Below are 25,029 nucleotides of genomic sequence, written 5' to 3' on the forward strand. Positions count from 1 at the left end.
CAAAGGAGCGAGATGCGATATTTCCTCGATACAGAATTCAACGGCTTCGGCGGCGACCTCATCAGCCTGGCGCTCGTCCCCGAAATCGGGGACCAGGATTTCTACGTCTCCCTCCCCCTGCCGGCCGAAATCCACCCCTGGGTGGAAAAGAATGTGATCCCCTATCTGCGCTTCGTGCCGCCGGGCGTCGACCATCAGTTGAACCGGGTGGAGGCCGCCCAGCATCTGGAGGCCTATCTGGCGCATGACCGCGATCCGCTGATCATCGCCGACTGGCCCGACGACCTGGCCCATTTCTGCGCCCTGCTCGTGACCGGCCCGGCCGAGATGATCAGGCTGGACGGGCTGCGCCTGGAACTCATCAACGGCGCGGGGTTCAGCGCCGCGTCCAACAGCCGGATGCCGCACAACGCCCTGCATGACGCCCATGCGCTCAAGGACTTCTATCTCAACTGGGCCGTCTGACCGGGCGGGCCGAAGGGTTCGACCGATCTTTTGACAGCGGGCGCGGGACGGCGCATGGGCGGGGCATGCACCTCGCCCGTTTCGACATCGACCTGTTCCTGCGCGACCATTGGCAGAAGCGCCCGCTGCTGATCCGCAACCCGTGGAGCGCATGGCGCAATCCGCTGGCGCCCGACGATCTGGCCGGCCTCGCCTGCGAGGAGGGCGTCGAATCGCGCCTCATCACCCGGCAGGCGGATCGGCTCGCCATGGAAAGCGGCCCGCTGCCGGAGGATCGCTTCACCGAACTTCGCGACGCCTGGACGCTGCTGGTGCAGGCGGTCGACCATCATGCGCCCGATGTCGCGGCGCTGATCCCACCCTTCCGCTTCATACCCGACTGGCGCATCGACGACGTGATGGTCAGCTATGCGACCGACGGGGGCGGCGTCGGGCCGCATTTCGACCAATATGACGTGTTCCTGGTGCAGGGCCTGGGCAGAAGGCGCTGGCGCGTCGGCCCGCGATGCGATTCCGCGACGCCGCTGCTGCCGCATGACGACCTGCGCCTGATCCCGGATTTCGAGGCGACGGAGGATCATATCCTCGAACCCGGCGACATTCTCTATGTCCCGCCCTGCTTCGCCCATGACGGCGTGGCGGTGGGCGGCGACTGCATGACCTATTCCATCGGCTTCCGCGCGCCGTCCCGCGCCGAACTGGTCGAAAACTGGTGCCGCCATCAGGCCGACGCCATGACGGACGAGGATCGCTATGCCGATCCCGACCTCATCCGCCAGTCCAATGCCGGCGAGATCTCGGCGTCGGCCATCGACCGGATGCATGCCATGGCGATGGAGGCCCTGTCCGACCGCAACGCCTTCGCCCGCTGGTTCGGCCTGCACAACAGCCTGCCCAAATATGCGGACATGGACTGGCGGCCGGATGAACCGGCGGACCGGCGGACGGTGCGCGCCATGCTGGCCCAGGGCGTTCCGCTCGGCCGCAATCCGGCCAGCCGCTTTGCCTTCATCCGGCCGGGCGAACCGGAACTGCTGCTGTTCGTGGACGGCCATGGCTTCGATTGCGACGGCGACGCCGCCCTGCTGGCCGAAGCGCTGTGCCGGGAACCGATGACGGTCGTGGACGCGAAACTCGCCGCTTCCCCGGCCGTGGTCGCGCTGGTGGCCGCGTTGATCGACCAGGGCAGCCTGGCGTTCGACGCGGACTGATCCGTCATGGCGCTCATCCTGTTCAACAAGCCTTATGGCGTGCTCTGCCAGTTCAGCGATGAACGGACGGGGCCGCCCCGCCCGACCCTGGCCGCCTATATCGACCGTCCCGGCTTCTATCCGGCGGGCCGGCTCGACCTCGACAGCGAGGGATTGCTGCTGCTGACCGACGATGGCCGCCTGCAGGCGCGGATAGCCGACCCCCGCTTCAAGATGCCCAAGACCTATCTGGTCCAGGTGGAGGGCGATCCGGACGAGGCCGCGCTGGCGGCGCTGCGGCATGGCGTGCGGCTGAAGGACGGTCCGACCCTGCCCGCGCAGGTCGAACGCATCGAGGCGCCCGCGCTCTGGCCCCGCGACCCGCCGGTCCGGTTCCGCAAGAGCGTGCCGGACCGCTGGCTGCGGCTGACGATCCGCGAAGGACGCAACCGGCAGGTCAGGCGCATGACGGCCGCCATCGGCCATCCGACCCTGCGGCTGGTGCGCTGGCGGATCGGCGACTGGACGCTGGACGGCATCCCCCAGGGGCAATGGCGCGACGCATGAAGATATGGCGCGCAGGACCGCCGCGCAGGATTGGCCGGGGCGCGGCTTGATCTGGGTGATTCCTTTTGCGGTTGCCCGGAACGGGCGCGGTCCGCATAGCGATGGCATGGACGCGAACACGACGACTCTGATCATGACCATTCTCAGCCGGGCGCCGCAATGGATCAGGCACGACCTGCTGTCGAAGGATGCGGGCGTCAAGCAACGGGCGGAGGAAACGCTGGCCGCCATGATCGCCAATGCCCTCGCCACGGGAACCGACGAGTCCACGGCGAGTTAGGGACCGAGTTCCTTCAGGCAAGGCTCCAGCAATGACATGCCGCCCCTTTTTCGGCGCCCTCTTGCCGGCGGCGGCCCTATGGGCGGCCGCCGCGACCCCGGCGCCAGCCGGCGCGCAGGGACCGGCCACCGACATGGAGGTGCGGTGCGCCGCCGGACGGCGCTTTTTCCTCCGCGCCGATGCAGACCGCGCCACGATCGTCTGGAAGGACGGACAACTCACGCTGGAACGCGGGGCATTGCCGCTCGGCCTATATTATCGCAGCCCCAGGGCGGCGCTCATCATCGATGGCGACTATGTTTCTTTCGTGCCCAGGGGCGACCGGAACTGGCGCGACTGCCGCCTCCTGCCCCGGACCGATGCCGTGGAGCGCAACTGATCATCCCGGCGGTTCAATCCGCCGTTTACAATCCGCATTCCTTTGCGCAATAGCGCTAACATCCTCCTGAAACGGGTTCGCTGACATGGCCGACGAAGACAAGAACGACATCACCGCCCTCACCGTCCAGTTGCTCAGCGCCTATGTTTCCAGGAACAGCGTGCCGAGCGACAGCCTGGCCGACCTGATCAGGACGACCCGCGCGGCGCTGACGGAAAATGCCGCCGCGGCCGTTGCGGAACCCGCCGCCGAAACCTTCACGCCGGCGGTTTCGGTGCGCAGGAGCCTCGCCTCGCCCGATCGCATCCTCAGCCTGATCGACGGCAGGCCCTACAAGACGCTGAAGCGCCATCTGGCCGCTCACGGCCTGACGCCGGAACAATATCGGGAACGCTACAAGCTGCCCAGCAGCTATCCGCTGGTGGCGCAAAGCTATTCGGAGGCGCGCCGCGCCGTGGCGGAAAAGGCGGGACTGGGCAAGAAGCCGGTCGCCGCCGCAAGCCCGACCGCCGCGCCGCAGGCCAAGGCGGCGGCGCCCAAGGCACCCGCAAAGGCTGCGGCTCCGAAGAAGGACAAGGCGAAGGACGCGCCCGCCCCCATCATATCGAACCGCGGCAATCGCGCCGCGACGTCGGCCTCCGCCAAAAAGGCGCCCGCGCAGGAAAAGGCCCCGGTGAAGAAGGCCGCGCCCAAGGCCAATGGAACCGCCAGGCCCAAATCGCCCAAGGCGGCATTGCAGGCGGCCGGTTCGCATCTGGGCGGCGGGGAAAAGGCCCCCGAAGCCGCGACCGCCAAATCCTGATCATGGGCGGGAAGCGAGCGACCGCGGCCCCGCTTCCCATCCCGGCGGTCCCGGCGCCGGATTCGATCAGGCGCGGGTGAAGCGCCAGCGGTCCGGCTCGCTCTCCCCGGCGTCGAAGCGATAACCGTCGCTGTCGAAGCCGCGCATCGCCTCGACATCGGTTATGTGATGTTCGCACATCCATCGGGCCATCATGCCGCGCGCCCGCTTGGCGTTGAAGCTGACGAAACGCGGTCCGTCGGGGCCGGGTTCGCGAAAATCGACGTCGATGACGCGGATGCCCGCCAGCTTGCCTTCCACCGCCGCGAAATATTCCTGGCTGGCAAGGTTGAGGATCACGCCCGACCCTTCCTGCGCGACCTGCCCGCGCAACAGGGCGGCGATGCGATCGCCCCACCAGTCGGTCAGCTTGCTGTGGCGCGGCGCCCAGCGCGTTCCCATCTCCAGCCGATAGGGCCGGATCGCATCCAGCGGCCGCAACAGGCCATAAAGGCCCGACAGCATCCGGACATGGTCCTGGGCGAAGGCGATGCCCGCTTCGTCCAGCGTCTGCGCTTCGAAACCGGCATAGACGTCGCCGGCGAAGGCGAACAGGGCCTGCCGCTCCGGCAGGTGGGGAAAATCGCGAAAGCGGCCCGCATTGAGCTTCGCCAGGCGCGGCGAGATATGCATCAGCTCCGACAGCCGCTTCTGCGACAGGTTCGCCGCCGATCTCGCCAGGCTATGCGCCTCTTCAAGGAAATGCGGCGCCGTGACCGGAAGGGGCGGCGGCGCGCTTTCGAAATCCAGCGTCTTGGCGGGGGATAGCAGCACGATCATCGCAGCCTCCGTAGCGGCCACCCGCCCCTGCGTCAAAAGCCTGCGCCATCACGTCCCGTGCGCCGCCGCAGCCGGGAAGTGGCCTAAGGCTTGTTGAGATTCAGGATTCCCCTTTAGGCTTTGATCTGATTCAAGCTCCTTGAAGGAGTTTGTGATGGAAGCTGAACGACTTGTCCTTCGGGACGATCAGTGGGCAAAGATGGCGCCATATTGTCTTGGCAAGGCAAGCGATCCGGGTCGGAGCGGCCACGACAATCGGCTATTTCTGGAGGCGGTGTTGTGGATTGCGCGCACGGGCAGTCCATGGCGTGATCTTCCGGCTGCATTCGGGAAGTGGAACACGATCTTCAAGCGCTATCGGGATTGGGTGAAAGCCGATGTTTTCCAACGGCTTTTCGACGCCGCGTCGGATGATCCAGACATGGAGTTTGCAATGGTCGATGGCACGATCGTCAAGGTCCACCGCCACGGCCAGGGCGCAAAAGGGGGACTCAAAGCCAGGCCATAGGGCGGTCGAAGGGCGGCATGACCACCAAGATCGTCGCACTCACGGATGCCTTGGGCAATCTCGTTCGCTTCGTGCTGCTACCGGGTCAGCGCTGCGACATCATAGGTGTCCCGCCCCTCATCGAGAACCTCGCCTTCGCTGGCTTCATGGCCGACAAGGCGTTCGACACCAACGCCATCATTGCTGAACTCGACGCGCGGGGCGCAAGGGTCGTGATCTCACAGCATCCCGGACGGGCCAGCAAGCGCCGGATCGACGCAGAACTCTACAAATGGCGTCACCTCATCGAGAACTTCTTCTGCAAACTCAAGGAGTTCAAACGAATCGCCATGCGTTCCGACAAGACCGATCAGAGCTTCTCAGCCATGATCTATCTCGCCAGTGCCGTCATCAACTCTCGATGAATCTCAACAAGCCTTAGGGTGTGTGGGGATTCAGCCCATGGCGGGCTGCAAATAGCGGCTTTCTGCGCTTCCGGTGCTCACGTACTGAAGTACGCTGCGCGCCAGTTCTCGAAATCCACTATTTTCGCCTCGCCCTGAACTGAATCCCCACACACCCTAGACAGCGTCGTCAGGGCCGAAGTCGATACCGCCCAATAAAATCCATCTTCTTCTGCGGAACCGAAACGACTTCGCCGCGCGATTCCGGCCGGGCGCGCTGCCCAGGCGACGATTCTCGCCGGATCGGATCTAATAGCTGGCCGCCATTATCCATTCATTATTCGCCAATGCATTGAAATCCTTGCCTGGAATTTACCTGGTTCAAGATTTCGAAGGCTTTTCCACCGCTTTCCATCCGCATCCTTGCATCGACCGACCTATCCTCTGGTCGCCCGCATATTGTTCCGTATTGGGAATGACGAAAAGGGTTCGCATGCACATATCACAGGACACAATCTTTTCGAATCAATCGCCTAGCGAAACAAATTCCGTCTTATCCTGATCTACATCAACATTCAGATTTTTGTCGCATTGACCTGTCTTTCTATTAAGAAAGATATAGTAAATTAGCTGTAATCAACAATATACCATTCGTTCACGCATATGGGGGGCCGATGCGCCGCGACGCTCGCAAATTGCTGGAGAAGCTGAACCGCAGGGATTTCGCCTATCGCGAATTCGAGGACAGGTTTTCGGAAACGGAATTATGGCCCATTTTCGCGGCTGTTCTGGGCGACCAGAAGGTGGTGGGCGACGACGCGGCGCGGCTTCCCGTCCCGCAGGTGCGGCAGCAGGACGAACGGCCCGCCCCCAGGGCGCCGCAACCCCCGGCCGCGCCCGGCCAGATCTTCGCCCGATATGACGCGCAACCGCGCCGGGCCGCGCCGAAGGCCAATGTCGACCTCAAGGAATTCTTCAACCGCTTCTCGGAGCTGGATTGATGGCGGTCGTCCTGGTTCAATCGCCCAAGGGGGGCACCGGCGCGACGTTTCTGGCGGCCCAGCTTGCCCTGCACCTGGCGGGCAAGGGCTATGAGGTCAACGCGCTCGACTGCACCTTCCAGGATTCGCTGAAGATGCATTTCGGCTTCATGCCGGCGCAGGCCGTGCCGGAATGGGGCGCGGCCGGCGGGGAGCCGCTGGTGGCCTTCGGCGTCAGCGTCATGCAGGGCCATGGCCAGAGCCGCTCCGCCGCCTTCGCGGCGCGGGCCGACCGGGAATATGAGCGGATGTTCGACCCCGGCCATATCTGGGTCGTCGACGTCGCGTCGGAGGACCGGCGCCTGCTGGAGCTGCTGATGCCGCGCTGCGCGCTGCACATCTGCCCGCTGCTGCCCACCGCCGCCTCGCTCGCCACGCTCAACCGCCTCAGCGAGACGGCCCCGGCGATGAAGCTCGACCGCACCGTCTTCGTCCTCAACCAGCTCGACGACCGGCAGAAGCTGTCCCGCCACAGCCACAGCTTCGTCCGCGACCTGTTCGGAGACCAGTTGCTGGCCACCATCCGCCGCGACGAGGCTGTCAATGAAGCGCTCGCCCGGTTCGAACTCATCGGCAAATATGCGCCGACCAGCGCCGCGTTGCAGGATCTGCGCCTGTTCGCCGACGCCGTGGAGGAGCGCATCGGGCTGCGACCCGTCCCGGAAGACGCAAGCATACAGGTCACGGGGGACGCCTGATGTCCCTTCCTTCCCGTTTCGCGCCGCAGGCCCTGCTCAGGCTTGCGGCAGGGCTCCTGGTGGCGGCCGTCGTCATCGTCGTGGTGACGGTGCCGCTCGACCTGGAATCGCAATGGATCTTCGCGCTGACCACCATGGCGGGCGTGATCCTGTTCAACCGTTCGCCCGGCAAGCGGTCGACCATCGCCATCGGCCTGCTGTCGCTGCTGGTGTCCACCCGCTACCTGTTCTGGCGCACGACCCACACGCTGGACTTCGACAGCCTGCCCGCGGCCCTGCTGGGCACGGGCCTCTATCTGGCGGAACTCTACGCCTGGGTCATCCTGGTCCTGGGCCTGTTGCAGACCAGCTGGCCGCTGGACCGCCCGGTGGTGGAGATCGAGGGCGAACCGGACCAGTGGCCGGTCATCGACGTCTATATCCCGACCTATAATGAGAGCCTGGCGATCGTGCAGAACACGGTCTTCGCGGCGATGGACATGGATTATCCGCGCGATCGGTTCCACGTCTATATCCTGGACGACGGCCGCCGACCCGAATTCCGGGCCTTCGCGCGGCAGGCGGGCTGCGGCTACCTGACGCGGGCCGACAATCTGCACGCCAAGGCGGGCAATCTGAACGCCGCGATGAAGAAGACCGACGGCGAACTGATCGCGATCTTCGACTGCGACCATGTCCCCACCCGCGCCTTCCTGCAGATGACGGTCGGCTGGTTCCAGAAGGACGCGCGGCTGGCGCTGATGCAGACGCCGCACCATTTCTATTCGCCCGACCCGGTGCAGCGCAACCTGGGCAATGTGAAGGAACTGCCGGGCGAAGGCGACCTGTTCTACGGCGCGGTGCAGAAGGGCAACGACCTGTGGAACGCGACCTTCTTCTGCGGGTCGTGCGCGGTCATCCGCCGATCCGCGCTGGAGCAGACCAACGGCTTTGCCGGCGAGACGGTGACGGAGGACGCGCATACCGCGCTGAAACTGCAGCGCATGGGCTGGAACACCGCCTATATCGGCATCCGCCTGTCGGCGGGCCTCGCGACCGAGCGGCTGGTGCTGCATGTCGGCCAGCGCATCCGCTGGGCGCGCGGCATGACGCAGATCATGCGGATCGACAATCCGCTGTTCGGGCCGGGCCTGAACTGGCACCAGCGGCTTTGCTACCTGAACGCGATGCTGCATTTCCAGTTTCCGCTGCCGCGCATCGTGTTCCTGACATCGCCGCTCGCCTATCTGATCGGCGGACAGAACATCATCCATGCGTCGGCCGCGCTGATCTTCGCCTATGCGCTGCCGCACCTGTTCATCTCCACCATGTCGAGCGAGCGCATCCAGGGCGGCGACCGGCGGCCCTTCTGGGGCGAGATCTACGAAACGCTGCTCGCCTTCCATCTGGTGAAGCCGACGCTGTTCACGCTGCTGAACCCGCGCAAGGGCAAGTTCAACGTGACCGACAAGGGCGGCCTGCTGGACCAGACCTATTTCGACGGCACCACGGTGCGCCCGCATGTCATCACCGCGCTGCTGCTGGTGTTCGGCGTCGTCTTCGGCTTCATGAAGCTGAACTTCCCCCTGCTGTTCGACGCGCAGTGGGACACGGTGCTGCTGAACACCGCATGGGCCAGCTTCAGCCTGCTGATCCTGATCGCCGCGATTTCGGTCGCGCGGGAACAGCGCCAGGTGCGCGAGAATATCCGCATCACCGCGCAAATGCCGGTCACGCTCTATTTCGACGACGGCTATGTCGTCGACGGGACGACCGTGGACATTTCATTGGGCGGGCTGGCGGCGGAGCTGCCGGACGGTTTCGCGCTCCAGGGGCGCAAGGTCACGGACATCTCGCTGCCGATGGGGGACGAGACGCTGACCATTCCGGTCGACACGGTCCGCCTGGACAATGGCCGGGCGAAGCTGCGCTTCCAGCCGCTCGACATGGTGCGCGCCCGTCATCTGGTGCGCGCCGTCATGGGCCGCGCCGACGCGTGGCAATCGGACAAGCCGCTGGCGCCGGTCGCCGGCCTCAAATCCATCAGGGATATTTTCAGCGTGGGCATCGACACCATCATCGACATATGGCGCCTGCCGCGCCGCCGGAAGAAGGCGATGCGCGCCATGGCCGCCGCAGCGGCCGCCGGGGCGCTCGCCACCACCTCCGCCAACGCGGTTCCGGCCGTGCCGGCGATCAGCCCCGTGGCGGCCGCGCCGGTCCCGGCTTCGACGGGCAGGCCGCAGCGGCTGCCGCTCAAGGACCTGCAGGTCAGGAATCCCATCCGCCTCGCCGGAACGCGGGGCGAATATGGCATTCCCTTCGGCCTGCGCAGCAACCAGGTCGTGACCGCCGCATCGCTGACCCTGGCCTTCAACTTCTCGCCCTCGCTGCTGGGCGACCTCAGCCAGATCGTCGTCCTGCTGAACGGAGAAGTGGTCAACGCCCTGCCGCTTCGGCCTTCGGACGGCACGACGCAGACGGTCAACGTGCCGATCAACCCGGCGCTGTTCCTGCCGGGCGACAATTCGCTGAACCTGCGCTTCATCGGCCATTACACCCGCGACTGCGAAGACCCCTTCCACAGCTCGCTCTGGGCCAATGTCAGCAACACCCGGTCGGTGCTGAACATCACCACCCAGTCGCTGCCGCTGAAGCCTGACCTGGCGCGCCTGCCCGCGCCCTTTTTCGACCGCAACGACAATGTGGCGCTGAAACTGCCCTTCGTCTTCGCGGGCAAGCCCACCAATGGCGAGCTGGAGGCGGCCGCCAGCACCGCATCCTGGTTCGGCGGCATGGCCAGCTATCGCGGCTATTCCTTCAAGCCCAGCTTCGGCCAGATCCCCGCCGGCAACGCCGTGCTGTTCGTGACGCCGGGCCGCCGCATCCCCGGCATCGATCTGCCCGCCGGCCCCGCCGCCACGGTCATCGCCAATCCCGTGGATAGCGAGGGCCAGTTGCTGGTCGTCAGCGGCAGCGACGAGAAGCAGTTGAAGCAGGCCGCCGCGGCGCTCGCCATCGGACGGGGCATGCTGGGCGGGGCGAGCGCGTCGCTGGACGGCGTGCGCCTGCCCTCCTTCCCCCGCTATTCCGCGCCGCGCTGGCTGCGGACCGACCGGCCGGTGCGCCTGGGCGAGATCGTGCCGCGCTACGCCCTTCAGGGCATCGGCCTGCCGCCCGGCCCGCTCAGCGCCGGTTTCCATGTCGCGCCCGACCTGTTCTTCTGGCCGCGCCAGGGCGCCAAGCTCGACCTGCGCTACCGCTATCCCTCCGCCCCCTGGCTCGACAAGTCCCGCTCGCGCCTCGACCTGTCGATGAACGGCCAATATCTGACCACCCTGCCCCTGACCGGCGAGCATTGGTGGGACAAATGGTTCGGCGGCGGACGGCCCGCGGCATATACGTCCCGCGCCGACGTCGTGCTGCCGCGCTACGACCTGTTCGGCCAGAACTCGCTGGTGTTCGACTATAATCTGCTGGTCCAGTCCAAGCAGCGCTGCGAGGGAATGCTGCCCGACAATGTGCGGGTGAGCATCCTGCCGGAAAGCTCGATCGACCTCAGCCACGCCTATCACGCGCTGCACATGCCCGACCTGGCGAGCTTCGCGGGCGGCGGCTATCCCTTCACCGTGCGCCCCGACATGGCGGAGACGGTCGTCCTGCTGCCCGGCGACCCGACGCCCGCCGTGGTCGAGGCGTTCCTGAACGTCATGGGCCGCTTCGGGGACGCCACCGGCGCGCCCGCGATCCGGGCCAGCGTCACCCGGTCGGTCGACGCCGCGCGGATGGCGGGCAAGGACATATTGGTCATCGGCCCCATACAGATCGCCCAGTCGGAATCGCTCTTTTCCGGCGCGCCCGTCTTCTACCAGGACGGCCGGCTGCGCGTCACCGAACGCACGCCGGTGGAGCGCGCCTTCGACCTCTTCTCCCCCTATGAGCGCAGCGACAGCGCCACCGTCGACGGCTTCTTCTCCGGGTCCGACAGTTTCAGCGGCATCGTCGGCTTCCAGTCGCCCTTCGACGCGGAGCGCAGCGTCGTCGCGCTGCTGGCCAGCGATCCCGAAGCGCTGCCCACGCTGGTCAACGGCCTCAACGACACCCGGATCAACGCGCAGGTCCAGGGCGACCTTTCGGTGGTGGACGGCGAAGGCATGGCGAGCTTTGCGGTGGGCGACGGCTATTGGGTCGGATCGCTGCCGGTCTGGATGAAGATCGCCTATTGGATGAGCCAGCGGCCGTTCCTGATCGCGCTCGGCGGCCTGCTGGTCGCCTTCCTCATCTCCGCCCCGGTCTATCTGCTGTTCAAGCGGCAGGAAACCCAGCGCCTCGAAGCGGTGAAATGAACATGAAGAAGACGATCTCCCTCCTCGGCCTGCCCCTGCTGGCCATCGCGACGATGCCCATGGCGCAGGCGGAGGTGCAGGGCGTCGCCCCGCTGCTCAAGCAGGCGCGCTACTGGCAGTCCAAGGGACGCGGCGACCTGGCGCGGCAGGCCTATAACCGGGTGCTGGCCATCGACCCTTCCAATGCGGAGGCGCGGCGCGGCCTTGCCGGCAATGCGCCCCAGGCCAGGCCCGCCCCCCAGGCCAGGCCCGCGCCTCAGCCGAAAGCCGCGCCCAAGGCGTCACCCGCGCCCGCCCAGGCGGCATCCGCCCCGGCACGCACCGCGTCCGCGCGCCCGGCGCGCACCGACCGGGGCGGCGATGCCCGCGCCGCCGGCTTCCGCGCGCTGGAGGCCGGACAGCTCGACAGCGCGGCCGCCCGATTCCGCGCAGCGCTTTCCGCCAATCCCAACGACGCGGACGCGCTGGGCGGCATGGGGATCGTGCGGCTGCGCAAGTCCGAATTCGCGCAGGCCCGCGACCTGCTGACCCGCGCCTCGCGCATCGGCGGCGCGGGCAAATGGGCGGAGGCGTTGCAGTCCGCCCGCTTCTATGCCGATCTCGACTCTGCCCGGACGGCGCTCGACAAGGGCGATCTGGCGCAGGCGGAGCGGATCGCCACGGCGCTCACCCAGTCGGACTTCCGCGACAAGGGGCCTGCCGTGTCGGTGCTGGCCAGCGTCTATGAACGGCAGGGCCGCTATAATGAGGCGGCCGAACTCTATCGCCAATTGGGCAAGGCCGGCGCTGGAGCCGCCACCGCCCAGGCCAGCGCCACCCGCAACGAGGCGCGCGCCGCCCTGGACGCGGGCGACGCCGCCCGCGCCGAACAGTTGCTGCGCGCCGCCATGGGCAATGCGCCCGACGACCCCTGGGTCGCCTACGACCTTGCCGGGCTGCTCCAGCAGCAGGGCCGCGTGGCGGAGCAGGACGCGCTCGTCCGCCAGCTTTCCTATTCGGAAAAGGCCGAACCGCTCTACGCCGCCGCGCTGATCCTCGACCGGGCGGGCCGCACCGGCGATGCGCAGGCCGTCGCAGCGCGCATCCCGGAAGGGCAGCGCACGGCGGAGATGCGCAATTTCATCGCCGGCCTCGGCATATCCGCCACCATCGCGCAGGCGAAGGCCGCAGGGGCGCGGGGCGCGCAGGGCCAGGGGCTCGCCATGTTGCGCCAGGCGTCGGAGATGCGCGGCCTGTCCGCCGACCGCATGGGCGCGCTGGCGCAGGGCATGCTGGAACTGGGCGATGCGCGTGGCGCGGGCCAGCTGGCGGCGCAGGCGCTGGACGCCCCCGCCAATGACGCGGGCGCCTATGACGCGGCGGTGCGGGTGCTGGCGCAGACCGGGCAGGATGGCATGGCCATGAGCGCCGTGCAGAAGGCCTCGGCGCTGGCCGGCCCCTCGCTCCAGGGCCAACGCAGCCTCGGCAATCTGAAGGCGACGCTGGCCGCCGCGCAGGCGGACCGGATGCGGCAGGCGGGCCAGTTCGCCCCCGCCTTCGACCTGTTGCAGGCGGCATGGAACGATGCGCCGGGCAATGAGGAAATCCTTTCGGCCCTGGCGCGGCTGTACCAGTCGGGCGGCCTCAACGCGCAGGCGGCGCAGACCTTCCGCATGCTGCTGGCGCAGAAGCCGGCGGATCGCGACGCCATGGTCGGCCTGATCGACACGGCCAGCGCATCGGGCGACATGGAAACGGCGCGCGCCGTCGCCCAGCAGGCGATCCAGACGCACCCGGCCGATTACCGCGTCTATATGGCGGCGGCCCGCATGGCCCAGACCCGCGGCAGCGACGGCGACGCGGCGCGTTACCTCAAGACCGCCAGGGCGCTCTACATGCGCGAAACCGGCATGGCGCCCGGAGCGGTCATGGCGAACGGCAACCCGTTCGCGGCGGCGCCCCAATCGGCCAATCCCTTCCGCGCCATGGCCGCGCCGCAGCCTGTCAATCCCTTCGCGCTGGGCAGCAATCCAGCGGCCCTGCCGGCGCCCTACGCGCCGCCCATGGGCTTCGCCCCGCAGCAGCCGGCGGGATCAGCCTATGCCCCGCCCGCCCCGGCTGCCATGCCCGCCTACCCGCCCGCGCCGGGCTATGCCGCCGCCGGTCTTCCGGGCATGGCGGCTCCTGCGCCCTATTATGGCGATCCGGCCGTCGGCATGGCGAACCTCCCCGCCGATCCGGTGCTGGCGGAGATCGACCGGCAATTGCAGCAATCCGCCGAGGAAAGCGGCCCCCGCGTGGACGTCGACACCGGATACCGCTCCCGCTCCGGCGAAACGGGCCTCAGCAAATTGCGCGAAATGACCGGCGGCGCCTCCCTCTCCGCCCCTGTCGCGGGCGGGCGGGCGGGCATCAAGGCAACGGCGGTCGTGCTGGATTCCGGCCGCCCGACCGGATCGGGGCTCGCCCGCTTCGGCACCAACGCCACGCCCGAAGCGCAGGGGATCGTGGACGAGCAGCCGTCCCAGCTCGCCGATGCCGAAACCCAGCATCAGTCCGGCGTCGCGGTCACCGCCAGCTATGTCAGCAAGCTGCTGAAGCTGGAGGCGGGCGTCACGCCGCTGGGCTTCCCCAAGGAGCATGTCACCGGCAGGATCGAACTGACCCCCCGCCTGTCGACCAACGCCACCGCCCGCATCTGGGCCGACCGAAAGCCGGTGACCGACAGCATCATCGCCTATGCGGGCACCGAAGATCCGCGCAGCGGCGCCTTCTGGGGCGCGGTGATGAAAAGCGGCGGCGGCCTGTCCCTGTCCTATGACCGCAACGGCAACGGCGTCTATGCCGACGGTTCCTTCTATCATTATGACGGCACGGCGGTGCGCGACAATGACAGCGTGGAAATCAATGCCGGCGGCTATTTGCGGGCGTGGCAGAATGCGCGTTCCGGCGTTTCGGTCGGCTTCAACGTCAATTACCAGAATTACGACAACAACCAGAACTATTTTACCTATGGCCATGGCGGCTATTTCAGCCCGCAGAGCTTCCTCAGCGTCAATTTCCCGATCCGCTACTGGACGAATGACGGCCCGATGAGCATCCAGGCCAGCGTCGCGCCCGGCTATCAAAGCTATGACCAGCAGGGCGAGCCGGTCTATCCGACGGAGCCGGGCGCGCAGGGCGTGCTGGATTTCCTCAAGAGCCAGAACAGCGACGTGCGTTCCAGCTATGACAGCATCAGCAAGACCGGCTTCGGCCTGTCGGCGAGCGGCGCGATTTCCTATCGGGTCAGCCCGAATACGCGGCTGGGCGGGGAACTGAATATCAACACTTTCGGTGAATATAAGGAGTTCAAGACGCTGATCGGACTCAAGCAGAATATCGGAGGCAATTGATGTTGTTCGTGAAGGATTTCCCGGTGGCGGGCGATCAGGACATCGCCATGCTCGCATCCGGCGCGGAGGCCGCACAGCGCTTCGTCAGCCTGATCCTGGCCGAAATCGCCTCCGCCGCCACGGCGGAACAGATGCAGGGCTTTTTCCGGGCGGTCGGTGCGCGACTTGCCAAAAGCCATCCGATCGTCAATGCCAAGGATATGGACAGGCTGACCCAGCACGGCAACATGGTCTGGGACAGGCTGCATTGGGGCAGCGTCCGATTCGAACTGGACGATGAAGGCATCGACATCTTCCATGACGGCCTGCCCGAAAGGCTGGAGGGCGATGCCGACGGCATATGGGCCGGGGTCGCGCCCTTCATCCTTGAGGGCGCCTATGACGCCTGGTTCCGGCAGATGGGCAGCGGCGAACGGCTCAGCACCCGGATTTCGCGCAGCCAGGGCGGGCATGTCGAACTGCGTCATGGGATTTGAACGGCGGGCGATCCTGACCGCCCTCGCCTTTGCTCTCACGACCGGCTGCGCCCGCGCCAGACCCTCGGACGGCCTGATGCTCGATCCCACGCTCTGGCAGGGCTACAAGACCCGCTTCCTGACGCCGGAGGGCAGGATCGTCGACAATGGCAATGGCGGCGTCAGCCATAGCGAGGGCCAGGGATATGGCATGGCGCTGGCGCAGGCGGCGGGCGACGGCGCGGCCTTCGAGGGCATGGCGCGCTGGACCGCCCAGACCCTGTTGCGCAAGGACGTGGCGCTGCATAGCTGGCGCTACACGCCCGGCCGCGCCGATCCGGTGGCCGATCCCAATAATGCGACCGACGGCGACCTGCTGATCGCCTGGGCGCTGCTGATGGCGGGCCGCCGCTGGGGCAAGCCGGACTATCTCCAGCAATCGGCGGCGATCCGGGGCGCTGTCGCGCAGAAGCTGATCGTGCAGCGCCACGGCTTCACCCTGCTGCTGCCGGGCCTGGTCGGCTTCGCCAAGGCGGACAGGGTGATCGTCAACCCATCCTATTATGTCTGGCCGGCGATAGACGCCTTCGCCCGGCTGGAACCGCGCATCTGGGGTCCGTTGGCGGCCGATGGGATGAAGATCCTGAAGGCGGCGCGCTTCGGCCCATCGGGCCTGCCCGCCGACTGGCTCGACATCAAGGGCAAGGGCGTGGTCGAACCGGCGGAGGGACGCGATCCCGTCTTCGGCTTCGAGGGCATCCGCGTCCCGCTCTACTGCCTGATGAGCGGACGGCGCGGCGCATGCGACGCGATCGCGCGCTATTGGCTCGCCCTCGTCCGCGCCGGCAAGCCGCTGCCCGCCTGGGTGAATGTGGTCACGGGCGAAACCGCGCCCTATGCGCTTTCCGCCGGCGCCACCGCCATCGCCGGACGCCTGCTGAACCGCAACCTGCCGGCCGGCGGCGTCGATCAGGACTATTATGCCGCAACGCTGGGACTGATGAACCAGATGCGGATTTGACCGGCTTTCCAGGTGGTTTCCCGTCATTCCCCCTCCCGCAGGCGGGAGGGGGTTAGGGGGTGGGCTAGCGCGACATAAGCGGCTATTTCCATCGGCCAAGCCGGAAGCTCCCCCGGATCAAGTCCGGGGTCGCGCCCACCCCTAGCCCCTCCCGCAGGCGGGAGGGGGAATGTCTTGGATTGGCCATTCCCCGCCAAAAATCCTAAAGAAGCCCGATGATCACATCCCCCGACCTCGCCATCCGCATGCGCCGCGCCGATTTCAACCGCGCCCTGGCGGAGGCGGACCTGAACGCCATCGGTCCCCTGCTCGCGCCCCAGGCCGTGCTCGTCACCGGATCGGACAGCGCGGTCATCTCCGGCCGCAAGGCGCAGCTCCAGGCCTGGAAGCGGGAATTCGCGGCGGCGCGGCGGACCGTCTACACCCGCACGCCGGAAAATATCGTCGCCTCGTCGGTCGAACCCATCGCGATGGAACATGGCCGGTGGCAGGGGGTGACCGCCGGTTCGGGCCACCCGCCGGCATCGGGAAGCTACAGCGCCAAATGGCGGCAGGTCGGCGCGGATTGGGTCATCGAAGCGGAAATATACCTGACGCTCGCTTGACCGGAAACGCTTGAACCGCCGCCCGCCAGCGCCCAATTAAAGGCTGTTCCTCATCCCGCAGAGGCCAGCCAGCCGCGAGTAGCCATGACCGCCGACAATCCCCTCCTTGCCGATAGCGACCTGCCCGATTTCGCCGCCATCCGGCCCGCCCATGTCGTCCCCGCCATGGAGACGGCGATCGCGGCCCACCGCGCCGCCATCGAAGGGATCGCCGCCGGCGGGAAGGACGATTTCGACGCGGTCATCCTGACCGCCGAGCGCGCCGATTTCCTGCTGTCGCGGGTCTGGTCGCCGGTCGGGCATCTCGCCTCCGTCGCCGACACGCCCGAATTGCGGGAGGCGCATGCCGCCGCCCAGGCGCTGATGACCGCCTATCTGATGGAGGCGGGGCAGAACCGCGCCCATCACGACGCCGTCGCCCGGCTGGCCGCCCGCCCCGATTTCGCCAGCCTGCCGCCCGCCGCCCGGCGCGCCGTCGATCTCGCCCTGCGCGGCTTCCGCCTGGCGGGCGTCGCGCTGGAGGGGGAGGCGCGGCAACGCTTCCTCGACATCGGGGTGGAGTTGAGCGACCTCAGCACCAAATTCGGCAATGCGGTGCTCGACGCGACCGAAGCCTGGAGCGAGCATGTCACCGACGAAGCGGCGCTGGAAGGAGTGCCGGACAGCGACAGGGCGATCCTGGCCGCCTATGCGCGGGAAAAGGGGCTGCCGGGCTGGCTGATCACCCTGCGCCAGCCCAGCGTGCTGGCGATCCTCTACCACGCCAGGGATCGGGCGCTGCGGGAGCGGGTCTATCGCGCCTACAACACCCGCGCCTCCGACCAGGCGGACGACAAGAGCCACGACAACAGCGAGAGGATCGACGCGGTCATGGCGCTGCGCCATGAGGCCGCGCAGATTTTGGGCTTTGCCGATTCCGCCGCCCATTCGCTGGAAACCAAGATGGCGGCCGACGCCGGCGAGGCGCTGGCATTCCTCGCCGACCTCGCCCGGCGGGCGCGGCCGGTGGGGGAGCGCGAACTGGCCGAAGCCCGCGCCTTCGCCGCCGAGCATCTGGGGCTGGACGATGTGCGGCCCTGGGATCTTTCCTATGTCGCCGAAGCGATGCGCCGCACGCTGCACGGCGTCGATCAGGAGGCGCTGAAGGCCTATTTCCCCCTGCCCCGCGTGCTTGCCGGGACGCAGGCGTTGATAGAGCGCCTGTTCAACCTTCGCCTCGTCGCCCGGCAGGACGTGTCGACCTGGCATCCCGACGTGCTGTTCTACGACCTGCTGGACGCGGACGGCGCCGTGGTGGCGGGCGTCTATCTGGACCTGTTTGCGCGGGCGGGCAAGCGGGGCGGGGCGTGGATGGACGTCTGCCGCTCGCGCTTCCGCGATGCCGACCGGCTGCATCTGCCCATCGCCTATCTCACCACCAATTTCGCGCCGCCCGCCGCGGACCGGCCCTCGCTGGTGACGCATAATGACGTGGTGACGCTGTTCCACGAATTCGGCCATGTGCTGCATCACCTGCTGACCGAGGTGGACCTGCCCTCCATCGGCGGCATCAGCGGCGTGGAGTGGGACGCGGTGGAACTGCCCAGCCAGTTCATGGAGAATTTCGCCTGGGACGGGGACACGCTGATCGGCCTGTCAGGCCATGTCGACAGCGGCGAGCCGCTGCCGCGGGCGATGTTCGACCGGCTGCTGGCGGCGCGGCAGTTCCAGGCGGGCCTGGCCATTTTGCGCCAGATCGAGTTCGCGACCTTCGACCTGCTGCTCCACCGCGACTACGACCCGGCGCGGGGCGCGCGGGTGAACGCCATGCTGGACCAGGTGCGCAAGGCGGTGGCCGTGGTCCATCCGCCGGAATGGAACCGCTTTGCCCATGCGTTCAGCCATATCTTCGCGGGCGGCTATGCGGCGGGCTATTATTCCTATCTCTGGGCCGAACTGCTGTCGGCCGACGCCTTCGAGATTTTCGCGCATGCCGACATTCCGGGCGGGGGCGCGACCGCCTTCCGGCGCGAAATCCTGGCTGCCGGGGCCAGCCGCCCCGCCGCAGAGAATTTCCGCGCCTTCGCCGGGCGCGCGCCGGAGGTCGATGCGCTGCTGCGCATGCGGGGATTGGCGGCCTGAGTGGCGGGTGGGTCGAGAGCGGACCTATCCTGTTCTCCCCATCGGGAGATGGAGGGGGACCGCGCGAAGCGTGGTGGAGGGGAAGATGCGCAGGTCACGCCATTCCCCCTCCACCGCCGCCTTTGGCGGCGTCGAAGAGAGTCGCGTGCCTCTCTTCGACCCTCCCCACGCTGCGCGTAGGGAGGAATTTTGGTTCTTGCTTTCGCGGGAACGGCTTGGATTAAAAGTGGGCGGTGTAGCCGCCGTCCACCGCCAGCACCTGCCCCGTCACATAGGACGCCGCGTCCGAAGCCAGGAACAGGACCGGCCCGACAATCTCCTCCGGCCGTCCCCATCGCCCCAGCGAGGTGCGCCGGGCCAGATGATCGGCGACGGCGGGGTCCGCGGTCATCTCCTCATTGGCCTCGGTCGCGAAATAGCCGGGCGCGACGGCATTGACGGTGATCCCCCGGCCGCCCAGTTCCGCCGCCAGCGCGCGCGTCAGCGCGTCCAGCCCGCCCTTCGCCATGGTGTAGGCCGCATCGCCCGACCGGGCGATCTGCCCGGCGATGGAGGTGATGTTGACGATCCGCCCGCCCGCCTCCATCCCGGCCGCGACCGTCCGGGCCAGGTCGAAGGGCGCGACCAGATTGATCTCCAACATCCGCCGCGCCGCCGGCCGGTCCAGCTCTCCGATCGGCCTGCGGTCGCGATGGCCGGCATTGTTCACCAATATGTCGACCGGCCCGCATGCGCCGAGCGCCGCCCGAAGCGCCTCGCCATCCTCCAGGTCGAAGATCAACGGCGCGCTCGTCCCGCCCAGCGCGGCGATGGCGGCGGCCGTCGCCTGGAGCGGCTCCCCCCTTCGCCCATGGAGCAGCACATGCGCCCCCGCCCCGGCAAGGCCCAGCGCGATTTCGCGTCCCAGGCCGCGCCCGGCTCCGGTGACGAGGGCGATCTTCCCTTGCAGCATCCATGCCTCCTCCACCCGGCCGCTCAGGCGAGGGCGAAGGTCTTGCTCCGCCCGCGATTGATCAGCAGCACCATTCCCGCCCCGATCAGGCACAATATCCCCGCCGCGACGAAGGCGGGCATATAGCTTTGCCAGACGGTGCGGGAAAGGCCGCCCGCCAGCGCCGCGCTCGCCGCGCCGAGCTGATGCCCGGCGAAGATCCAGCCGAACACCACATTGGCCCGCTCCGGCCCGAAGCGCTGCGCCGTCAGCTTGACCGTCGGCGGCACGGTCGCGACCCAGTCCAGGCCATAGAACATCGCGAAAACCGTCAGGCTGTAGAGAGAGAAGTCGCTGAACGGCAGGTAGAGCAGCGACAGCCCGCGCAGGCCATAATAGCAGAACAGCAGCCAGCGATTGTCGAACCGATCCGACAGCCAGCCCGACCCCAGCGTGCCCGCGAAATCGAACAGCCCCATCATCGCCAGCATCGACGCCGCGCCCACCGCCGCCAGCCCGTAATCGCCGCACAGGGCGATGAAATGCGTCTGGACCAGCCCGTTGGTGCTGGCCCCGCAGATGTAGAAGGAGAAGAACAATATCCAGAAGCTGGGCACCCGCGCCGCATCGGCCAATATGCGCAGCGGACTCATCAGCAGGGCGCCCAGGCCGGCCGGCTGCGGGGGGGCGGGATGCACCGCGCTCTCGCCATAGGGCGGCAGGCCGAGGTCGGCGGGACGGTCGCGCATCAGCAGCAGCACGACCAGCGCCGCCAGCAGGACCGCGCCGCACACCAGCAGGACCGATGCGCGCCAGCCGAACCGCTCCGTCAAGGCGGCGAGCAGCGGCAGGAAGGCCAGTTGGCCCGTGGCGGTGCTGGCCGACAGCAACCCCATGACCAGGCCCCGCCTGTGCGTGAACCAGCGCGTGGCGACGGTGGCGCCCAGCACCATGGCGGTCAGGCCCGTGCCGATGCCGATGACGACGCCCCACAGCAGGACGAGCTGCCACAACCGGGTCATGCCCATGGACAGCAACAGCCCGACGACGATGATCGCCAGCGAGACCAGCATCATCCGCCGCACGCCAAAACGGTTCATGAAGGCGGCGGCGAACGGCCCCATCCCGCCGAAGAGGAGGAAGCGTATGGCCAGCGCCCCGGAAATGTCGGCCGCGCTCCAGCCGAACTCCCTTTGCAGGGGGATGATGAACACGCCGGGCGCGCCCACGGCCCCCGCGACGACCAGCATGGTGAGGAAGGTCGCGGCCAGCACGGCCCAGCCATAATGGATGTGGCGCGCGCCCATTTGGCGGGCGAGAGTCGCTGACAGCATGAAGGCCCCGTTCCCGATGGATCGACCGGCGTTAGATGACGATCGTCATCGCAGGGTCAAGGGGCCAGTTGGCGCAATATGGACATGGATGGGCGGGCGCCCGGCTGTCCCGACATTCGGCTCGCGCTGAACTGATGTCGATACAGCCCAGGCAGCGGGACAAATTCAAGACCCGCCGGACTGAGTTGATTTGGGTGGAGAACGGACGTTCCCCCTCCCGCAAGCGGGAGGGGGTTAGGGGGTGGGCTGGCGCAACATCAGCGTTGTTTTGCAACGGCCAAGTCAGAAGCTCCCCGGATCAAGTCCGGGGTCGCGCCCACCCCTGGCCCCTCCCGCCTGCGGGAGGGGAATGTCTTGGATTGGCCACTTCCCGACATGTTCGAACTTGTCCACGCGACCCAGCGCTGCGAGGCCCATCGCATGTCTCCACCCGCCCCATTCGCGCGCCGAACCGGGCCTTGGCCAATGAACTCCCCGGCAGGCGGCGAGTTCTTCGGGAAAGGAGATGTGCGATGCCCGACACCGAAGAGATGATCCATGAGGATGGCCTGCCCGGCCATGAAAGCCGGCTGGAACCCAAGCCCGAATGGGAACCGCGCTATCCCGGCTCAGGCAGGCTGGCGGGAAAGGTGGCCATCGTCACCGGCGCCGACAGCGGGATCGGGCGGGCGGTGGCGGCGCTCTATGCCCGCGAAGGGGCCGACGTCGCGATATTCTACCTGTGCGAACATGACGATGCGGAAAAGACCGCGGACATCGTCCGGGCGGAAGGGCAGCGGGCGCTGACCATCGCGGGCGACCTGGGCGACCGGGACTTCTGCCATCGCGCCGTGGCGCGGGTGGTGGAGGAATTCGGGCGGATCGACATACTCGTCAACAATGCGGGGGAGCAGCATCCCGACAGCGACATCACCGACATCAGCGAGGAACAGCTGCGCCGCACCTTCCAGACCAACATCTTCGCCATGTTCTTCCTGACGCAGGCGGTGCGCCCGCATCTGAAGCGCGGGGCGGCCATCGTCAACTGCACTTCCGTCACCATGTACCAGGGGTCGAAGGAACTGCTCGACTATTCCAGCACGAAGGGCGCGATCACCGCCTTCACCCGGTCGCTGTCGGAAAATCTGGTGGGAGACGGCATCCGGGTGAACGCCGTCGCGCCGGGGCCGATCTGGACTCCGCTCAACCCCAGCGGCGGGGCAAGCCCGGAGAAGCTGGAACATTTCGGGGAGAGCACGCCCATGGGCAGGCCCGGCCAGCCCAATGAGGTCGCCCCCTCCTTCCTCTTCCTGGCCTGCGACGACGCCAGCTACATGTCGGGCCAGGTGCTGCATCCCAATGGCGGCACCATCGTCAACGGCTAGGCAGCGCGGACAAATCAAGCCTCGCCAGACTGAGTGATTCGGGTGGGGAGCGGATGTTTCTGATCCTCCCCATCGATAGATGGGGAGGTGGCAGCGCGAAGCGGCGTCGAAGAGCCCCTTCAGGCGCTCCGCGACCCCGTCCGGCTTTCGCCGCGAATGCCGGGCGGGGGCCAGGCCGCGGCCCGCCGGTTCAGGGTGACGATGGCGCTGTTCTCGCCCCAGGACTGGATCAGCGCGGGGATATTCTCCGACGGGGCGGGCCGGCCGAAATAGAAGCCCTGGGCATAGTCGCATCCCATCTCCCGCAGCTTGATCGACTGGTCGGCTTCCTCCACCCCTTCGGCCACGACCTTCATGTTGAGCGCCCGGCCCAGCGTGACCAGCGCGGAAACGATGGCGCCGTCGCTTTCGCGCGCCGTCACCCCGCTCACGAAGGATCGGTCGATCTTCAGCGTGCTGACCGGCAGCGACCGCAAATGGGAAAGAGAGGCGAAGCCCGTCCCGAAATCGTCCAGGGCCAGCGGGATGTTGCACATGTGCAGTTCGTCGATGGAACGGCGCACCGTATCCGACGCCGCGCCCAGGAACACGCCCTCCGTGATCTCGATCTCGATCGAATCGGGCGCGATCGAATAGCGGTCCATCGTCTCGATCAGCCGGCCGGCGAAGCGCTCCCGCCGCAATTCGGCCGACGACACGTTGATGGCGACATGCCCCACCGGCAAGCCGCGCGCGCGCCAGGCGGCCATGTCGGCGAACACCTGGCTGGTCATGGTCTGCCCGATCATGTCGGCCACGTCATGATCGTCGAACGCGGCATAGATCTCCGCCGGCGATCGGATGGTGCCGCAACTGTCGCGCCACCTCAGCAGCGCCTCGAACCCGACCAGCTCGCCGGTCTGCAACGACACCTTGGGCTGGTAATAGCTGATGATCGTGCCGTCGCGCACGGCGGTCCGCGCCCGGTTGATCATGGCCACGCGTTCCTGCATGTCCTCCAGCAGCGACTGCTCGAACATCTGCATCCGCCCGCGCCCCAGCGACTTGGCGCGATAGAGCGCCAGGTCGGCATGGCGCAGCAGTTCCGTCGCCACGCGCCCGTCTTCGGGGAAGGCCGCCACGCCGATGCTGACCCCGCATTCGAGCGATCGCCCGGCGGCGAACAGCGTCTCCCTGATGGTGAGGACGCGATTGGCCAGGTCGGCAAGCTGCTGCCGGCTTTCGACATTCTCGATCAATATGGCGAATTCGTCGCCGCCCAGCCGCGCCACCACGCCCTCTCCGGCGAAGATGTCCTTCAGGCGAGAGGCAAAGCTTTTCAGCAGATCGTCGCCGGCATGATGGCCCATCAGGTCGTTGACGTCCTTGAAATTGTCGATGTCCAGCAGGAACACGCCGACCTTCCTGAATTCGGTCAGCGCCTTGGCCAGCGCCTTGTCCAGGCAGGCGTTGAACATCGCCCGGTTGGGCAGCTCGGTCAGCGAGTCATGCTCGGCGTTCCAGCGTATCTGCTCCTCGATCAGCACGCTTTCATGGATGTCCTCGGTATAGCCGTACCAGCGGATGATCCGGCCTTCCTCGTCCCGCCGGGGATAGGCCTGCGCCCGCATCCAGCGATACTGGTCGTTGACCATCAGCCGCACCCGCACGTCGAAGGACTCGCCGGTGGTCAGCGAATGGGTGATCCGCTGTGTCAGCGGGCCGATGTCATCCGGATGCGTCGCCGCCAGCCAGCCATTGCCCTCCGCCTCCTCCCGGTCCAGGCCGGAACTTTCCAGCCAGCGATCGGTGAAGTCGATGATCCGGCCGTCAGGATCGGCCAGCCAGGGAAGCTGAGGATTATATTCGACGATCAGGCGCAGATTTTCCGTACTGCGGCGCAGCCGTCCGATTTCGGCATGTTCGGTCGTGACGTCGATCATCACCAGGTCGGCCGCCGGCCGGCCCGCCCCGTCACGACGGATGCGCGCGACGACACGCATATTCCTCATGATGCCTTCACGATCCTCCAGCGTCAGCGTCGCTTCGGCCCTGCCCATGCGCAGAACGGCACGGGCAAGCTGGAGGACGGGCTTGCGAAAGATCCGGTGCACGCCGCGGAACCAGCGGAGCAGCGGCTGGCCGTCCCGCACGCCGAAACGGCTCGCGGTGGCGGCATCGGGATGGCATAGCCCATCCCCGTCGACCGACCACCGCAAGACCCCTGCCGACGCCAGTATCTGCTGGTCGCCATCCATCGGGTCCTGCCTGCCTTGAAATTCATCAGGTGACCGCGATGAAATCTGGTCCGCCATTCTACTCCTGCTGTCCCGGCGCCGCGGCCCTTAAGAAGGTTTCACCATTTGCTGGCTAAGATTTCCTTAATGGC

At 67.2% G+C, this 25,029-nt stretch carries 20 protein-coding genes; 16 read left to right on the forward strand and 4 right to left on the reverse strand.

Annotation, left to right across the window (positions count from 1 at the left end; translation table 11 throughout):
- Positions 1-12 precede the first annotated feature (12 nt).
- The 6 genes from Sj15T_RS19985 to Sj15T_RS20010 all read left to right on the forward strand — a co-directional run bounded on the left by Sj15T_RS19985 (position 13) and on the right by Sj15T_RS20010 (position 3,683).
- Positions 13-465 carry a hypothetical protein gene (locus Sj15T_RS19985; RefSeq protein WP_007686433.1) on the forward strand — a complete coding sequence of 151 codons (453 nt, stop codon included), beginning with the start codon at positions 13-15 and terminating at the stop codon, positions 463-465.
- A gap of 65 nt (positions 466-530) precedes the next feature.
- On the forward strand, positions 531-1,676 hold the full coding sequence (locus tag Sj15T_RS19990; RefSeq protein ID WP_013054079.1) for a cupin domain-containing protein: 1,146 nt from the start codon (positions 531-533) through the stop codon (positions 1,674-1,676).
- A 6-nt stretch (positions 1,677-1,682) separates the two neighbouring features.
- The gene (locus Sj15T_RS19995) at positions 1,683-2,222 is read left to right on the forward strand and encodes a pseudouridine synthase (protein ID WP_013054080.1); all 540 of its coding nucleotides are present in this window, start codon (positions 1,683-1,685) and stop codon (positions 2,220-2,222) included.
- 106 nt (positions 2,223-2,328) lie between these two features.
- Positions 2,329-2,502 (forward strand): hypothetical protein, encoded by a 174-nt coding sequence (locus Sj15T_RS20000; protein ID WP_253720735.1) that lies wholly within the window; start codon positions 2,329-2,331, stop codon positions 2,500-2,502.
- Between the two features lie 31 nt (positions 2,503-2,533).
- Positions 2,534-2,881 (forward strand): hypothetical protein, encoded by a 348-nt coding sequence (locus tag Sj15T_RS20005; RefSeq protein WP_013054082.1) that lies wholly within the window; start codon positions 2,534-2,536, stop codon positions 2,879-2,881.
- A gap of 85 nt (positions 2,882-2,966) precedes the next feature.
- Positions 2,967-3,683: a MucR family transcriptional regulator gene (locus Sj15T_RS20010; RefSeq protein WP_013054083.1), complete on the forward strand. Its 717-nt coding sequence runs from the start codon at positions 2,967-2,969 to the stop codon at positions 3,681-3,683.
- A 66-nt stretch (positions 3,684-3,749) separates the two neighbouring features.
- On the opposite strand, the gene yaaA is transcribed toward Sj15T_RS20010, so the two are convergent.
- Positions 3,750-4,502 carry a peroxide stress protein YaaA gene (yaaA, locus tag Sj15T_RS20015; RefSeq protein WP_013054084.1) on the reverse strand — a complete coding sequence of 251 codons (753 nt, stop codon included), beginning with the start codon at positions 4,500-4,502 and terminating at the stop codon, positions 3,750-3,752.
- A 154-nt stretch (positions 4,503-4,656) separates the two neighbouring features.
- On the opposite strand from yaaA, the gene Sj15T_RS20020 reads away from it, so the two are divergent.
- The 9 genes from Sj15T_RS20020 (at position 4,657) to Sj15T_RS20060 (ending at position 19,032) form a co-directional block, all read left to right on the forward strand.
- Positions 4,657-5,414 (forward strand): IS5 family transposase gene (locus tag Sj15T_RS20020; RefSeq protein ID WP_115288555.1). Its coding sequence is split into 2 segments (ribosomal slippage): positions 4,657-4,993 and positions 4,993-5,414, totalling 759 coding nucleotides; the frame shifts between segments, so codons are not numbered across the junction.
- 653 nt (positions 5,415-6,067) lie between these two features.
- Positions 6,068-6,394, forward strand: coding sequence for a hypothetical protein (locus Sj15T_RS20025; protein WP_007686416.1), 327 nt, complete (start codon positions 6,068-6,070; stop codon positions 6,392-6,394).
- Positions 6,394-7,131, forward strand: coding sequence for a cellulose synthase operon protein YhjQ/BcsQ (locus Sj15T_RS20030; protein ID WP_013054085.1), 738 nt, complete (start codon positions 6,394-6,396; stop codon positions 7,129-7,131). Before Sj15T_RS20025 ends, Sj15T_RS20030 begins: the two co-directional genes overlap by 1 nt.
- Positions 7,131-11,456 (forward strand): UDP-forming cellulose synthase catalytic subunit, encoded by a 4,326-nt coding sequence (gene bcsA, locus Sj15T_RS20035; protein ID WP_013054086.1) that lies wholly within the window; start codon positions 7,131-7,133, stop codon positions 11,454-11,456. Before Sj15T_RS20030 ends, bcsA begins: the two co-directional genes overlap by 1 nt.
- 2 nt (positions 11,457-11,458) lie before the next feature.
- A complete protein-coding gene (locus Sj15T_RS20040) occupies positions 11,459-14,830 on the forward strand; it encodes a cellulose biosynthesis protein BcsC (protein ID WP_049775255.1) in 3,372 nt (1,123 codons plus the stop codon).
- Entirely contained in the window at positions 14,830-15,306 is a 477-nt protein-coding gene (locus tag Sj15T_RS20045; RefSeq protein ID WP_013054088.1) for a hypothetical protein, read from the forward strand. Before Sj15T_RS20040 ends, Sj15T_RS20045 begins: the two co-directional genes overlap by 1 nt.
- Positions 15,281-16,306, forward strand: coding sequence for a glycosyl hydrolase family 8 (locus tag Sj15T_RS20050; RefSeq protein ID WP_013054089.1), 1,026 nt, complete (start codon positions 15,281-15,283; stop codon positions 16,304-16,306). Before Sj15T_RS20045 ends, Sj15T_RS20050 begins: the two co-directional genes overlap by 26 nt.
- A 215-nt stretch (positions 16,307-16,521) precedes the next feature.
- Positions 16,522-16,911 carry a nuclear transport factor 2 family protein gene (locus tag Sj15T_RS20055; protein ID WP_013054090.1) on the forward strand — a complete coding sequence of 130 codons (390 nt, stop codon included), beginning with the start codon at positions 16,522-16,524 and terminating at the stop codon, positions 16,909-16,911.
- Positions 16,912-16,995: 84 nt separating this feature from the next.
- Positions 16,996-19,032, forward strand: a complete 2,037-nt coding sequence (locus tag Sj15T_RS20060) for a M3 family metallopeptidase (RefSeq protein ID WP_013054091.1) — start codon at positions 16,996-16,998, stop codon at positions 19,030-19,032.
- A 220-nt stretch (positions 19,033-19,252) separates the two neighbouring features.
- On the opposite strand, the gene Sj15T_RS20065 is transcribed toward Sj15T_RS20060, so the two are convergent.
- Entirely contained in the window at positions 19,253-19,984 is a 732-nt protein-coding gene (locus Sj15T_RS20065) for an SDR family oxidoreductase (RefSeq protein WP_013054092.1), read from the reverse strand.
- A gap of 23 nt (positions 19,985-20,007) precedes the next feature.
- Positions 20,008-21,297 carry an MFS transporter gene (locus Sj15T_RS20070; protein WP_013054093.1) on the reverse strand — a complete coding sequence of 430 codons (1,290 nt, stop codon included), beginning with the start codon at positions 21,295-21,297 and terminating at the stop codon, positions 20,008-20,010.
- Between the two features lie 512 nt (positions 21,298-21,809).
- Here Sj15T_RS20070 and Sj15T_RS20075 point away from each other — a divergent pair.
- Positions 21,810-22,661, forward strand: coding sequence for a glucose 1-dehydrogenase (locus Sj15T_RS20075; protein ID WP_013054094.1), 852 nt, complete (start codon positions 21,810-21,812; stop codon positions 22,659-22,661).
- Positions 22,662-22,780: 119 nt separating this feature from the next.
- Here the strand turns inward: Sj15T_RS20075 and Sj15T_RS20080 are convergent, their stop codons facing one another.
- Complete coding sequence (locus tag Sj15T_RS20080; RefSeq protein WP_041386863.1) at positions 22,781-24,898, reverse strand: EAL domain-containing protein; 2,118 nt, start codon at positions 24,896-24,898, stop codon at positions 22,781-22,783.
- Positions 24,899-25,029 lie beyond the last annotated feature (131 nt).

It is taken from the genome of Sphingobium sp. TA15 (genome assembly GCF_037101235.1).
Lineage (GTDB): Bacteria > Pseudomonadota > Alphaproteobacteria > Sphingomonadales > Sphingomonadaceae > Sphingobium > Sphingobium indicum.

Coding starts and splice junctions, on each gene's coding strand:
- Sj15T_RS19985 (WP_007686433.1), top strand. CDS start 13: ATGCGATATTTCCTCGATACAGAATTCAACGGCTTCGGCGGCGACCTC.
- Sj15T_RS19990 (WP_013054079.1), top strand. CDS start 531: ATGCACCTCGCCCGTTTCGACATCGACCTGTTCCTGCGCGACCATTGG.
- Sj15T_RS19995 (WP_013054080.1), top strand. CDS start 1,683: ATGGCGCTCATCCTGTTCAACAAGCCTTATGGCGTGCTCTGCCAGTTC.
- Sj15T_RS20000 (WP_253720735.1), top strand. CDS start 2,329: ATGGACGCGAACACGACGACTCTGATCATGACCATTCTCAGCCGGGCG.
- Sj15T_RS20005 (WP_013054082.1), top strand. CDS start 2,534: ATGACATGCCGCCCCTTTTTCGGCGCCCTCTTGCCGGCGGCGGCCCTA.
- Sj15T_RS20010 (WP_013054083.1), top strand. CDS start 2,967: ATGGCCGACGAAGACAAGAACGACATCACCGCCCTCACCGTCCAGTTG.
- yaaA (WP_013054084.1), bottom strand. CDS start 4,502: ATGATCGTGCTGCTATCCCCCGCCAAGACGCTGGATTTCGAAAGCGCG.
- Sj15T_RS20025 (WP_007686416.1), top strand. CDS start 6,068: ATGCGCCGCGACGCTCGCAAATTGCTGGAGAAGCTGAACCGCAGGGAT.
- Sj15T_RS20030 (WP_013054085.1), top strand. CDS start 6,394: ATGGCGGTCGTCCTGGTTCAATCGCCCAAGGGGGGCACCGGCGCGACG.
- bcsA (WP_013054086.1), top strand. CDS start 7,131: ATGTCCCTTCCTTCCCGTTTCGCGCCGCAGGCCCTGCTCAGGCTTGCG.
- Sj15T_RS20040 (WP_049775255.1), top strand. CDS start 11,459: ATGAAGAAGACGATCTCCCTCCTCGGCCTGCCCCTGCTGGCCATCGCG.
- Sj15T_RS20045 (WP_013054088.1), top strand. CDS start 14,830: ATGTTGTTCGTGAAGGATTTCCCGGTGGCGGGCGATCAGGACATCGCC.
- Sj15T_RS20050 (WP_013054089.1), top strand. CDS start 15,281: ATGTCGAACTGCGTCATGGGATTTGAACGGCGGGCGATCCTGACCGCC.
- Sj15T_RS20055 (WP_013054090.1), top strand. CDS start 16,522: ATGATCACATCCCCCGACCTCGCCATCCGCATGCGCCGCGCCGATTTC.
- Sj15T_RS20060 (WP_013054091.1), top strand. CDS start 16,996: ATGACCGCCGACAATCCCCTCCTTGCCGATAGCGACCTGCCCGATTTC.
- Sj15T_RS20065 (WP_013054092.1), bottom strand. CDS start 19,984: ATGCTGCAAGGGAAGATCGCCCTCGTCACCGGAGCCGGGCGCGGCCTG.
- Sj15T_RS20070 (WP_013054093.1), bottom strand. CDS start 21,297: ATGCTGTCAGCGACTCTCGCCCGCCAAATGGGCGCGCGCCACATCCAT.
- Sj15T_RS20075 (WP_013054094.1), top strand. CDS start 21,810: ATGCCCGACACCGAAGAGATGATCCATGAGGATGGCCTGCCCGGCCAT.
- Sj15T_RS20080 (WP_041386863.1), bottom strand. CDS start 24,898: ATGGATGGCGACCAGCAGATACTGGCGTCGGCAGGGGTCTTGCGGTGG.